Annotated in this window: 12 protein-coding genes; 2 read left to right on the forward strand and 10 right to left on the reverse strand. The window is 37.3% G+C overall.

Features of this window, described 5'->3' with window-relative positions:
- Positions 1-838, forward strand: an 838-nt coding sequence (gene porV / locus AC1DND_RS06610) for a type IX secretion system outer membrane channel protein PorV (protein ID WP_477580115.1), incomplete at its 5' end; no start/stop codon positions are given.
- A gap of 61 nt (positions 839-899) precedes the next feature.
- Positions 900-1,379, forward strand: a complete 480-nt coding sequence (gene ispF / locus AC1DND_RS06615) for a 2-C-methyl-D-erythritol 2,4-cyclodiphosphate synthase (RefSeq protein WP_131028066.1) — start codon at positions 900-902, stop codon at positions 1,377-1,379.
- A gap of 6 nt (positions 1,380-1,385) precedes the next feature.
- Here the strand turns inward: ispF and AC1DND_RS06620 are convergent, their stop codons facing one another.
- From AC1DND_RS06620 to AC1DND_RS06665, 10 genes are all read right to left on the reverse strand, one after another.
- Positions 1,386-1,844: a hypothetical protein gene (locus AC1DND_RS06620; protein ID WP_477580117.1), complete on the reverse strand. Its 459-nt coding sequence runs from the start codon at positions 1,842-1,844 to the stop codon at positions 1,386-1,388.
- A gap of 529 nt (positions 1,845-2,373) precedes the next feature.
- Positions 2,374-5,778, reverse strand: a complete 3,405-nt coding sequence (locus AC1DND_RS06625; RefSeq protein ID WP_477580119.1) for a trifunctional glycoside hydrolase family 18/polysaccharide deacetylase/glycosyltransferase family 2 protein — start codon at positions 5,776-5,778, stop codon at positions 2,374-2,376.
- A gap of 590 nt (positions 5,779-6,368) precedes the next feature.
- Complete coding sequence (locus AC1DND_RS06630) at positions 6,369-7,238, reverse strand: pirin family protein (protein WP_477580121.1); 870 nt, start codon at positions 7,236-7,238, stop codon at positions 6,369-6,371.
- A 70-nt stretch (positions 7,239-7,308) separates the two neighbouring features.
- On the reverse strand, positions 7,309-7,839 hold the full coding sequence (locus tag AC1DND_RS06635) for a YceI family protein (RefSeq protein ID WP_215130003.1): 531 nt from the start codon (positions 7,837-7,839) through the stop codon (positions 7,309-7,311).
- A gap of 165 nt (positions 7,840-8,004) precedes the next feature.
- Positions 8,005-8,592, reverse strand: a complete 588-nt coding sequence (locus AC1DND_RS06640) for a Crp/Fnr family transcriptional regulator (RefSeq protein ID WP_029274727.1) — start codon at positions 8,590-8,592, stop codon at positions 8,005-8,007.
- A 12-nt stretch (positions 8,593-8,604) separates the two neighbouring features.
- Positions 8,605-8,763, reverse strand: a complete 159-nt coding sequence (locus AC1DND_RS06645) for a FeoB-associated Cys-rich membrane protein (protein ID WP_082458743.1) — start codon at positions 8,761-8,763, stop codon at positions 8,605-8,607.
- Between the two features lie 67 nt (positions 8,764-8,830).
- Positions 8,831-9,382: a hypothetical protein gene (locus AC1DND_RS06650; protein WP_477580124.1), complete on the reverse strand. Its 552-nt coding sequence runs from the start codon at positions 9,380-9,382 to the stop codon at positions 8,831-8,833.
- 66 nt (positions 9,383-9,448) lie between these two features.
- Positions 9,449-10,636, reverse strand: a complete 1,188-nt coding sequence (locus AC1DND_RS06655) for a hypothetical protein (protein WP_477580126.1) — start codon at positions 10,634-10,636, stop codon at positions 9,449-9,451.
- A gap of 163 nt (positions 10,637-10,799) precedes the next feature.
- Positions 10,800-11,627, reverse strand: coding sequence for a type 1 glutamine amidotransferase (locus AC1DND_RS06660; protein WP_477580128.1), 828 nt, complete (start codon positions 11,625-11,627; stop codon positions 10,800-10,802).
- Positions 11,628-11,634: 7 nt separating this feature from the next.
- On the reverse strand, positions 11,635-11,935 hold a 301-nt coding region (locus tag AC1DND_RS06665; RefSeq protein ID WP_477580130.1), incomplete at its 5' end, for a glutamate-cysteine ligase family protein.

Below are 11,935 nucleotides of genomic sequence, written 5' to 3' on the forward strand. Positions count from 1 at the left end.
TCGTAATACCATTGGTGCCTCATTAAGGTACTTTTCTTTAGGATCTATTCAACTTACCGACATCAACCAACAAGACCTGGGGATTTCCAATCCGAATGAATTGGCTTTTGATGTTTCTTTTGCTCGTAATTTTGGTGAGGAATTTTCATTAGGAACATCATTAAGGTATATTTATTCAAATTTAGCTTCAGGGCAATTTTCATCATCAGGGCAGGTTCATAGCGGAAATGCGGTAGCTGTAGATGTATCGGGATTATACAAAACAACAACTACAATGTTTGGCAGGCAGACTGTTCTTTCTGCAGGCGCTAATATTTCGAACATTGGAACAAAAATGAGCTATTCTGATGGTGGAGAAAATTTCTTTTTACCTACAAATTTTAAAATAGGAGGCGCGTCTACAATTACTGTAGACGATCTCAGTACCTTAACTTTTGCCCTTGATTTTAATAAGTTGCTGGTGCCAACGCAACCGATATACGATTCGAACAATAACATTGTGAGCGGAAAAAATCCTAACCGTTCAGTTCCTGCCGGAATTTTTGGTTCGTTTAGTGATGCCCCGGGCGGTTTTAGTGAAGAATTAAAGGAAGTAGGAATTTCAACAGGCTTAGAGTACTGGTATAACCAACAGTTTGCAGTGAGAGCAGGTTACAACTATCAGAGCCCAATGAAAGGCGATAGCCGCTACTTTACCTTGGGCCTTGGATTAAAATACAACGTTTTTAATATAGATTTCTCTTATTTGATTGCAAATGCACAAACAAGTCCACTTGCAAATACCTTACGTTTTGGTCTATTGTTTAACTTTGGCGACAAAAAGATTGTTAAGAAGTAATTTTAAGCTATCAGTTTATAATTAACCGATTAACGTGTTTAAACAATTAACCTAAATACCCATGAAAATTAGAGTAGGTTTCGGATTCGATGTACATCAGTTAAAAGATCAGCACCCTTTTGTTGTTGGTGGAGTTACATTAGATCATCATAAAGGTGCTTTTGGGCATTCGGATGCCGATGTTTTGCTTCACGCCATCTGCGATGCGCTTTTAGGGGCAGCCAACCTTCGCGATATTGGTTTCCATTTTAAGAATACAGATGATAGATGGAAAGGCATCAGTAGCCTCGTTTTATTGAAGGAAACGGTTAAATTGCTGGCCGAAAAAGGATGGCAAATTGGCAATATAGATGCGATGCTTTGTTTAGAAGCGCCAAAAATTAACCCTCATATTCCTGCTATGCAACAAAATATTGCTGAAGCCATTGGAATTTCTACCGAGGATATTTCGATAAAAGCCACTACCAATGAGCAAATGGGATTTATCGGCAGGGAAGAAGGTGTTGTTTCTTATGCCGTTTGCCTGATAGAAAAACCTTAATTCCTATTAGAATTTTCGGGCGGTTAAGTAAGAAATCGGTAAGCCTATGCAAAAAATCAGAATTACCGCATTTAAAATCGCCCGTTCATAATGAAACGGTGCTGCAGGTATTTTGGTTAATGGAACAATCAGGAGGGTCATGATCGTCCAAACGATAATGCCATATAGTATTCCTGAAAGGATAATGTTTTTACGTAAAACAGGTGCTTTTATTGATGCAATAGTAAAAATCAGGGTGAAGCAAAAAGCAATAAAGTAGTGGAGTGCTAAACCTATAAGAGCCGTTTTAGTCCCTCCAGCAAAGGCATTTGGCCCCATAATAGCACTGGAGATATACTGAAATACCCCCATAAAATTCATCTTTCCTAAAAATATAACTGCTGCCAATCCATCTAATGTTCCGGCGATAAGCGCAATCAATAAAACCTGTTTAAAGGAAAATATAGTTTGGTTAGATTTTTCCATAAACAATAATAATGTTTTTTTAAATAGCTTGTTATGAATTGTTTATGTTTTTTTTGCTTGTATGTAATAATATTAAATTTTGATTCGGAGCTGTCACATTGAGCTTGTCGAAATGCTTTACATTGCATTTTAATCAGCTCTTCAACAGGCTATCAATGACGTTATTTTGTAATCATTTAAATAGGAACAGTTTATGTCGATTTCGTATTTCCACCTAACTAGGCCGTAGTACCGTATCTCCGTTCTACTTAAATCCGGCTTAACAAATTTTTCGGGCTGCACTACCCAGGCCAACCTACTAGCTTTGAAAGAAAAATTTTCAGCCGGTGTTTTTTGTTTCTTTTTGACACCAAAAAGAAAGAAGCCTGTCCGGCTAGGACTAATAAAACACCCCGTCCTGCGGACACCCCTCTAAAAGAGGGGAATATTATATTGCTTGAAATTTAAACGTCATTTATATTAATTTTTATAAAACAATTACCCCTCAAGGTGACATCCATTGTTTATAACATAATCTCCGGGACAAGCATTACGCCAGCTGCTCTTTAACGTTTCCTGTCCGCTTTAACGTTCCCCAGGTTTCCAGTTCACCTTTTATGGCTTTTCTGAACGAACGGAATAGTACAATATACATTAATTGTCGCCAGAAAAACCGCTGTGGGAATATGTAAAGTAAATTCCTGTATTTTTCTTTTTCCATACGGAAGGCGATTGCAGCAAAAATCATATCTACAACAATAAAGATAATATAATAGAAAAGTACCTGGCCAAAACCGTTATGCAGGCTTAAAATTCCTGAAAATCCGGTTAGGGTTAAATTATTTATAGCACTTAACGAAAACAGACCACTAATTAACGAGATGAACATAAAAAGATCGGCAAGTGGAGAAAATAGCGGCAAAATGATCTGATAGATCAAAATATTTGGCATTCCTACCATCCCAAAGTAGCCGTATTTCTTGTTTAGTAGTGTTTTTCTGTTTTTCCAGAAACTTTGCATTACGCCAAAACTCCAACGGAAACGTTGTTTAAGCAACATATTCACCGTTTCTGGTGCTTCGGTATAAGCAATTGCAGCATCGCAGTTTTTAACGCGGTAACCTGCTTTCAAAATACGCATGGTTAAATCGCAGTCTTCAGCAAGCGTATCAATCGTAAATCCGCCGATTTCTAAGATTACATTTTTCCTAAAAGCACCAATTGCTCCAGGTACAACGGTTATTGTATTTAGTAAGTCGAAAGCTCGCCTATCCATATTCTGTGCAGTGATATATTCAATAGACTGCCATTTGGTTATAATGTTATTGGCATTGCCAACTTTCACTGTTCCAGCTACAGCAGCTATTTTATCGCTGTAGAAATAACGCATCAGTTCGGTAACGGCATCATCTTTCAATTGCGTATCGGCATCTATACAGACCACAAATTCGGAAGTTGCTTTTGATATACCATAATTTAATGCAGATGCTTTGCCTCCATTTGCTTTGCGGAAAACCTTAACCTGAGGGTGGTTGCCAAAGTGTTCATTAATAATTTCGAAGGTTTTATCTTTCGAACCATCATCCACAAAAATCAATTCAAAATTCGGGTAGGTGGTTTTTAAAAGACTATTAATGGTTTGCACAGCAGTAACTTCTTCATTGTAAGCCGGAATGATAATACTCACTTTTTCTGAAGGATTTACTATCAATTTATCCGCATGCTGTCTCGCTCTTTTTCGCTGTCTGATAGCCAGATAAGCAATAAAAATGGTCCTTAAAATGGCAAGTACAATAGCAACAGAAAATATAATGTTTAAAATCATGTTTCCATAGTAAAAAAAGTTGATGAAAAAATAATCTCCAGAGCCTGAAAAACCACTGTTTGCAGTAGACTTAACCGCAGGCATTAATTCTGATCTTTTTTTGCCCATTAAATCGCCAACTGTTGTAAAAGTATAGCCTTTGGCTTTAAAGAATTTTATAATCCGAGGCAAAGCGGCGACAGTAGCCTCACGGTTTCCACCTGCATCGTGCAATAAAAGAATATTGCCATTATCCTGCTGCTTCACTACTTCATTAAAAATCTGATCGGCAGTTTTGCCAGGTTCCCAGTCTTCAGGGTCGATAAGTTCACCTATATTGATGTAATTCTCTTTGCGGCTCTGTGCAACCGGCAAAATTTCTGAAATGTTCTGGGGTTCGGCATCGGCATTAAATGGTGCACGAAACAGAATTGTACTGTGGCCGGTAACCGCTTCAATTAACCTGCGGGTAGCATTTAGCTCGAATTTTACCCGTCTTGGTCCAATGGTCGACATATCCGGATGGAAGAAAGTATGGTTTCCAATTTCATAACCATCATTATATTCTTGTCTTAGCAGTTCCATATTCTGCTCCGCCATAATGCCAACTACGAAGAAACAGCCTGGTACTTTTTCTTGTTTTAATATATTTAACACCTGTGGTGTATAAACCGGATCAGGTCCATCATCAAAGGTTAAGGCAATTTTCTTATCAGCCTCTCCAAACCTTTTAATTACATATTGCTCAGGGAGACGGGTATATTTTTGATCGGCAATAGAGAAATTGTCTTTATTTAAAGTGAATTTTACACTACCTGGTGTTGGGGTAGAAATCAGGTCCAGAATTTCCCCATCGCCTAAATACGAGATCCCACCCATATTTAATGAAGCAATTTTGCGTAAATCGAATGGTTTTTTCTTTAATGTATCCAGACTGAGGTCGTTAGAAATAAAAGACCATAAACGTTTGTCCTCAGAGCCTAAACGCCATAAAGCTATCCCCGCAATATCCCAATCATCAGCCTTGCGGATTAAATTAAAATAGGTTGCCGCATCAGTAAAGTAAACTTCATGTTTAATCCCACTGCCATCATTGTACGTGTAGTTTAAATTGGCAGAGGCCGGATCATAGTTTATTTTACTTTTGTAATTAACCGCACTGGTCATTGCATCTTCGTAGGTTACTGATTTACCCACGCTATTTTTTGGCCAATCGTAACCATAGCAGGCCAGGGCAAGGATTACTTTGCTGGCATCAACTTTACTGCAAATGTCATCAAGTTTTTCTTCTACCCATTCCTGATGAGAAATATCGCCCGCATTACTTTGCTCGGTATGCTGATCATAAGCCATCAATACAATGTAATCGTTATATTTTTGAAGAATTTCTGGTTTATAATCGTCGTTTTCGGGTGAAATATCCTGAGAAACAATCAGTTTTTCTGCATGAAACTGACTATAAAGGTTTTTCATAAAAGCATTAAAACTGTCGCTGTTCTGGAGGTTTAGTTCTTCAAAATCGATGTTAATTCCGCGATAGCCATATTTTTTTGTAATGGCAATCAAATCATAGATTAATTTTTGTTGCGCGGGCTGATCATTTAATAACCGTCTTACAGCAGCTCCGTCCCAGTGATCTTTATTGTAATTAGAGACAACTGCAATGGCCGATTTTTTAGCTGTATGGATAACTTTTAAAGCAGCAGTATCTGCCTTGTCTACAATAGAATCGCCATTTAAAAAGAAAGATTCTGTAGCCACCATATCCAAATGGCCAATGTTCCTCTTAAGATCGGGCAATGATTTGCTGACAGTTGAAGCCCAGCTTACATAAAAAGCCATGTTTATCCGTTTGTTATTGCCACGATGGGTTAGAATGCGGTGCTCCCGGTCTTTTTTGATTTTTTGCAGCTTTGATTTTTCAATCGTGAAATCTTTGTATTGTTGCGATTTCTTCAATTTATCTAACTGTTTTTCAGTTAAGGGTGTATTGGTATTTATAAAAGGCAAATTTGGTGCCTGTACTGAAGACAGTGTGTACACCACGCAGATGATTGCGATAATGAAGACTAAAAAAAACGTACGGCTTACCCATGTAAATGTATGCCAGCGTCTTTTAGTCTCAGTTTGAAATATTTGTTTTCCGGACATTTTTCTTTTCTGATTTATTAATCAAATGTCACTAACGAATATGAAGATTGGATGAATGATTGATAAGAATGGTTAAGATGATGGATCGCTATCCCAGTTTTAAGATGCTGATTTACTTACTGTTTATCAGGTGCATAAGCGGTACTCTCGGATCTTTTCATCATTAAGAAGTTAAGGTAGCTAAGGTTTTCTTGCGTAAATTAAGATATGCGTCGTTATCCTGATAGGTTAAATTTTTTAAATACATTGGATTATTGATGGCAAGTTTTGGCGGTTCGTCATTCCCAACTTGATTGGGAACCACGGAGTGCTCATGAATACCTCAAAAAAGGAAAAACTTATGAATAATCTTAATGCAAGCGCTTTAAGATTCCCGCCTGCGCGGGAAAGACGGCCTCTCTTTTTAATCTGTCATTGGTAACTTGTTTCAGAATCTTTTAGTTTTGTTTATCTAGCAAGAGGATGTTTTCGGCGGGGTTGTCCTGTAATATAAAACCACAAAAAAGCCGACAAATTTTATAAAAATGCCGGCTTATTTATCTATTCAGTATGATGGATGCTGAAACAAGTTCAGCATGACGATTTTCTGTTTACTCTTCTAAATAACCGAACCTACCTTGGTTGTAATCTTCAATTGCCTGATGGATTTCGGCTTCAGTATTCATTAAAAACGGACCGTACTGAACAATTGGCTCATCTATAGGTTCTCCACTTAAAATCAAAACCACGCTATTTTCTAGCGCTTCGATCTTAATCTCTTCACCTTTGTTTTTGAAGTGGATAAAATCATCTACGGATGCGGTTTCGAACCCATTAATTTTGATCGAACCTTCAATCACCATAAATCCGGTATTAAAATTCTCAGGAAAGTTAAAAGTAGCTCCACCACCTTTATTTAACCTGGCATTATAGAGTTCTATGGGGGTAAAGGTATTTGCGTTGCCTTTTATACCCCGATAATTACCAGCAATGATCTCGATTTTTCCTCCATTTTCGGGAAGATCAAAATGAGCCATATCAGCCTGCTTAACTGCCTGATATCTTGGTTTGCCCATTTTATCTTTAGCAGGCAGGTTAATCCAAAGCTGAACCATTTGAAAAGGACCTCCAGCTAAGCTGTAGTTCGCTTCGTGATATTCTTTATGTAGTATACCACTTGCAGCAGTCATCCATTGTACATCGCCGGGGTAAATCACACCGCTGTTTCCAGAGCTATCGTGATGGGCAACCGCACCATGATAGGCAATAGTTACCGTTTCAAAGCCTCGATGTGGATGTACACCAACGCCCCTGGGTTCTTTCCTGGCAGAAAATTCGATCTTTGAACCATAATCCATTAAGAAAAACGGACTCATGTTGATTTTATATCCACTTGGGAAAAAATTGTGTACCCTAAAGCCATCGCCAACCATATGTGGCGCTGGCGCTTTTAGTACTTTTTCTATTTGTTTTGTTTCCATGATTGGAACCTTTCTGTTATGCGCTTGGCGTTTGGCGGATAATCCACGCTTATCGCCAAACGCCTATCACTTATACACTTTTTACAAACTGTAATTCGCCTAATATGCGAACTTCTTCACTTACCATTACGCCACCTGTTTCTAATGCAGCGTTCCAGGTTAAACCGAATTCTGAGCGGTTAATTTTTCCACTTAAAGTAAATCCTGCTTTGGTATTTCCCCATGGATCGGTAGCAATACCACCAAATTCTGCAGTTAATTTTACAGGTTTGGTTTCGCCTTTAATGGTTAAATCACCTTTAACGATATAATCGCTGCCATCTTTTTCTACTGAATTAGATTTAAATTCGATGTGAGCAAATTTTTCTGCATCGAAGAAATCTCCGCTCTTTAAGTGATTGTCGCGATCTGTATTTCCTGTATCGATTGAACCGATATCACCTTTGAAAGAAATTTCTGCATTTTCAAATTCATCACCTTCAGATGATAATTCTGCTGAGAAAGATTTTAAACTACCGGTTACAGTAGTAATCATTAAGTGTTTTACTTTAAATTGTAATTCGCTGTGGGTTGGATCTAATGTCCATTTCGTAGTTGCCATATCTTTTGTTTTTTGAGATGTTTAATATTTACAACACAAAAGTACAGCGCAGGTTTTTACTACAGATTGATGTATGGTAAGTAATGATTGAATGAAAGAATGATTGAATGTTGTAAAATTGAAATGTTAGATTTGACTAAGCCCTTCACTCATTCAAAATTCAGTCTAAGGCCTGAAATGTTTATTCGCCAGCTCTTTTCTCACACGACTTAACGATTCGGGGGTAATGCCCAGATATGAGGCAATCATCCATTGTGGTACGCGGAGGGTAAGGTTAGGATAGAGTTTTATAAAATCGAGGTATCTTTCTTCAGCAGTTGCACTTAATAACATATTGATCCTTTTCTGCATAAAGCGGATCGAATTGTTGAGCAGTTTAATTTGCATGGGCTGTAAGCATGGTACTTGTCTGGCGGCTTCTTCCATGAAATTGTTGGGCATTAACACGGCCTCGGTTGCTTCGATGGCATCTATAAAAAATATTGATGGCTCATTATTCATGTTGTTGCGATCAGACACCAGCCAGTTTTCGGGGGCGAACTGAAGGATGTGTTCTTTGCCTTTCGCATCAATTGAGTACGCACGTAATAAACCTTTGCCTACAAAATATCCATGTTTAAAATTATCGCCGGTATATTGAACTATTTCGTTTTTCTCGAATTTTTTAACCTTTAAAACAGATGATATGCTTTCGAACTGTTCATCAGTTATTTCTATTTTTTCCTGTAAGTATTTCTGGAACTGATGAATCATAAAGGCGGAATGTTATTTTTTTACGGGCTTAATATCGGAAAAATCTACACCACATTTACAATTACCACCACATCCATCTTTTTTTACCTGTAAAGATTTAAAAACCAAACGGCCAACATATACCAATGCTACCGCAAAAAGTAAAAAGACTAAAATCGTTTGAATATCCATAACACAAATATAAGGGCTTTTAGGACTTTGGTGTTCAATTGAATGTAAAAAGGTAGGATTTTATATCTCAATCAAATTTGGATATAAGAAGTTTACATATCTTAATAGCTTCTTTAGCATTCAATTCGCAAGCATCTAATTTAACTATAATACGGTTCGTGCTATTCTGAAATTTCACAGAATCACTGCTTCTATATATCGTAATATCAGCATATTCGGTAGAATAATCTGAAGGAGTTTTTGCTGCTAACAAATCAATTAAACTACATAAATTATAATATTTAATAACAGCTTCATTATTTGACTTATTTTCGAAAAATAACCTATACCTATCTGATTTTAGTATTGTAGAATGAACATTTTCACATGATTTGTAGCTAACTGATATTGTCTCATTTCCTTTTTGAGCGTGTTTTGTCATGAAAGATTTGATAGCATTTGCTGAGAAATTATAATCACTAAGATCTCTAATTAAAATAGTCAAATAATTCTTTATTAACCATTTTGTCCTAACATTATAGATATGATCAGAAATTATTGTCTGTAGATTTTGGATTAAAAATAATATGATAGCACCTATAAATCCACTTAAAAGATTATCTAGAGTTAGTATTGGCATATATGTTAAGTGTAATATTCAATAACAATTAGATTTATATTTAAATATCTTGGAAATTAAGACGCATTACTCCTCCATAAAACCAATCGTTCCCCCAACCCAATCGAAATCGGCATTATAACGCACACCAATCATTTTGCCCCTGCTTAATCTGGCCAGGTTAATGCAGAGCTGTGGTTCGCCACCGTCGGACCATAAGTACATCATCCTGATTTCGGCTTTTACCCCACCATCTGGTGCCTGTACAGCGGGCTCGTAATTTACTTTTCTTTGTAAAATCCAGTTTTCGGGATCTTTTATATTGGTAATGTCCGTTTCGCTTACATCGATAATTACGCCCATACCAGCGAAAGAGAATAATGGCTTAAGTACGTAGTTTTCTAAATCTTTAGGGATTGTATTTAACTCATTTAAAAACCGTGTTTCGGGCACAAATTCGCTTTTTAAGAATGGCATGGTATACTTGCTGATGCGATAGAACCAGTTGGGGTGCGTTACCCATTCTACATCCAGTTCCTCACGTGGGTCGAAACTGTTTTTGAAAATTTCGGTGTTATTGGCTACCTCATCAAATATCAGGCGGTTATAAATTCTTTTTAACTGGATCTTTTTGCCATCTTCTTCATAAAAGAGCTTTTTGCCTACTTTTTTAATGTCTTCCAGTGCTAAAATCTTAATGCCCAACATTTTTTGGGTCACAAAAAAATCGATAGCCGTTTTTTGGTTAGGCGCATCTACATCCATCAGGGCCACTTCTTCTGGTTGGTGGGAGCCAATAATTACTTCTTTAAGCAGCTTGATGTACGCTTCTTCGTTAAAGCCGTTTAAAAAATGATTCACAGAACCATCAATCTCAAAACTTGTCTGGAAAGTTTTAGCCAAATGATGCTGAAAGCCATACAAGGAAGGAAATCCCTGCATTTCAATTAGCATGGGTGTAAGTTCTCCGGCTTGATTTTTACAAATACCAAAATCGAAGGTTAAAAAGTGAGGCTGTGTATTTTCATTAGGCACATTCCAGTTTAAGGGGATTGCCTTTTGAGTAAGTGCTTTAAAATTGGGTTGCTTAATCAGGTTTATAATTTCTTCTCCTGCCGCAATCAATTTTTCTTTCAATGCTTTCGGAATAAATACCGGCGTTTCTGCAACCCTGAAAGGAATTTCGGGATAGCCATTTTGCAATTGAGTAAGGAAGTTTTTGTACTTCTCGTCTGTAAATTGCTGGTTGTATTTTTGGCGTTGAGCAGGTATCATAAGTTTGTAATTGATTCTGGTTTACAACTTGTTATTGCAAATGAGAGAAGTCATTTCGACCGTATTTGATAAATCCTTTAACTTTTATCTTAAACATGTTTAATAGATTTCTCCGTTCCGCTGTGCTCCAGTCGAAATGACGGCTAAAGTAGTCCTGGCTTTTCTACACTTCCTGCAAATCCCCAATTGCCTTTTGTAAGAAATTAGGTAAAATAATACTTTGCGTAAGCACGATTCTTGCAGGATCGTCTAAACTGTTTAACATATCCAGGTATTTTTGTTCCCCGTGCATATCAACAATTGCTTTTTTCTTTTCTTCCTGAAGCAAGTACATTTTCATGCCTACCGGATCAGCTTCTGGATGGAATTGTGTACCGATGATTTCATCGGAAAAGCGGATCGACATCATACAACGTTCTAAATCTACATGTTTACGTTCTTTTTCGATGGCCAATAATTTAGCACCTTTTTTCTCGAAAGCAGCAAAATCTGGCTCGATCACTTGCCAATCTCTGCTGTCGACCGAAAAGAAAGGGTTGGTAATGCCATTAAAAATTTCGTCTTTTTCTCCGTCTTCAGTTAAGGTTATCGGGAAAATGCCAAAAGCATTCGATCGTCTTTCGGTTACATTGCCCAATTCATATTTTCTGCAAGCCAATTGGAAGGAATGGCAGATCAAAAAAGCGTACTTTTTTCGTTCATCGTTTTTATGGTTAAAAGCTTCTATCTGATCTAAGAGATTAAAGAAATCATTTTCCCATTGTTCGCCCTTACTTTCAATCGGACTACCTGGGCCACCGCTAGAAATATAAGCATCATAACCGATGCCCGGTATTTCTCCTTTTTGCCTTAAATCAAAAATATCAAAGGTTAAATCGATATTGTTATCGTTTTTAAAACGGGATAAAATTTCCTGAATTCCCCGCATACCCTGATTAGGTGCACCGTTATTCATGTCAATAACGGCCACCTTTAAGCTACTTTTATCCATTATAAAATTACTTTGCGCCTATAAGTGTTTGAGTAGTAATGTAATCTACCACTGCCTCAAAGTTACCTGTTTGTTGGTAAACTGCCAACTGCCGGTCTGCGCCTGTGCCATGCTCCAATATTTTATGCACATAATTAATGTCATCACGGCAACCTAAATCATCCACCACATCATCTACAAAATCCAATAATTCTAAAATAAGATTGCGGCAGTTTACTTCCATTTCTTTCCCGAAATCGATTAAATTTCCATCAATTCCATAACGGGCAGCACGCCATTTATTTTCGTTAATTAGTGCTCTCGAATAG

This window comes from Pedobacter sp. 01N416, assembly GCF_056399685.1.

Bases quoted from the DNA above. Each gene is read 5' to 3' on its own strand.
- ispF (WP_131028066.1), top strand. From the start codon at position 900: ATGAAAATTAGAGTAGGTTTCGGATTCGATGTACATCAGTTAAAAGAT.
- AC1DND_RS06630 (WP_477580121.1), bottom strand. From the start codon at position 7,238: ATGGAAACAAAACAAATAGAAAAAGTACTAAAAGCGCCAGCGCCACAT.
- AC1DND_RS06620 (WP_477580117.1), bottom strand. From the start codon at position 1,844: ATGGAAAAATCTAACCAAACTATATTTTCCTTTAAACAGGTTTTATTG.
- AC1DND_RS06655 (WP_477580126.1), bottom strand. From the start codon at position 10,636: ATGATACCTGCTCAACGCCAAAAATACAACCAGCAATTTACAGACGAG.
- AC1DND_RS06625 (WP_477580119.1), bottom strand. From the start codon at position 5,778: ATGTCCGGAAAACAAATATTTCAAACTGAGACTAAAAGACGCTGGCAT.
- AC1DND_RS06660 (WP_477580128.1), bottom strand. From the start codon at position 11,627: ATGGATAAAAGTAGCTTAAAGGTGGCCGTTATTGACATGAATAACGGT.
- AC1DND_RS06645 (WP_082458743.1), bottom strand. From the start codon at position 8,763: ATGGATATTCAAACGATTTTAGTCTTTTTACTTTTTGCGGTAGCATTG.
- AC1DND_RS06635 (WP_215130003.1), bottom strand. From the start codon at position 7,839: ATGGCAACTACGAAATGGACATTAGATCCAACCCACAGCGAATTACAA.
- AC1DND_RS06640 (WP_029274727.1), bottom strand. From the start codon at position 8,592: ATGATTCATCAGTTCCAGAAATACTTACAGGAAAAAATAGAAATAACT.
- AC1DND_RS06650 (WP_477580124.1), bottom strand. From the start codon at position 9,382: ATGCCAATACTAACTCTAGATAATCTTTTAAGTGGATTTATAGGTGCT.